Origin of the sequence: Myxococcus llanfairpwllgwyngyllgogerychwyrndrobwllllantysiliogogogochensis (assembly GCF_006636215.1) — a bacterium.
Classification (GTDB): domain Bacteria; phylum Myxococcota; class Myxococcia; order Myxococcales; family Myxococcaceae; genus Myxococcus; species Myxococcus llanfairpwllgwyngyllgogerychwyrndrobwllllantysiliogogogochensis.
Genome location: NZ_VIFM01000670.1, coordinates 1 through 524, shown reverse-complemented (window position 1 = coordinate 524; position 524 = coordinate 1). Strand labels below are relative to the sequence as shown.

Genomic DNA, 524 nt, shown 5'->3' with positions numbered 1-524 from the left:
ACGTGCCCCAGGCGCATGTCTGCACCGCCGCCAAGTTCGCAGCGGCCTTCAAGGGACTGCCCAACACCGTGCGCGCCTACGAAGGCGCGCTGCGCGACGAGATCGCGCCGCTCTTCGCGCAGTACGACCAGCTGGTCTTCTTCGTCTCGCTCGGCGCCGTGGTGCGCCTCATCGCCCCGGTGCTGAAATCCAAGGACGAAGACCCGGGCATCACGGTGGTGGACGATGCCGGCCAGTTCGTCATCCCCGTGCTCTCGGGCCACGTGGGCGGCGCCAACGAATGGAGCGAGCGCATCGCCGCGCTGATCGGCGCCACGCCCGTGCTCACCACCGCGTCCGACGTGGGCAAGACCATTCCCGTCGATATCCTCGGCCGCCACCTGGGCTGGCGCGTGGAGGCGCCCAAGATCAACATCACGCGCGTCTCGGCCCATGTGGTCAACGGCGAGCCCATCGCCGTGGTGCAGGAGGCCGGCAGTCCGAATTGGTGGAACCGGCCCACGCCGCTGCCCGCCAACATCACC

At 69.1% G+C, this 524-nt stretch carries 1 protein-coding gene; it reads left to right on the top strand.

All coding sequences use genetic code 11. The annotated features are described in order from the left end of the window. A partial coding sequence (locus FJV41_RS57210; RefSeq protein WP_141649588.1) for a cobalamin biosynthesis central domain-containing protein occupies window positions 1–524 on the top strand: 524 nt, incomplete at both ends.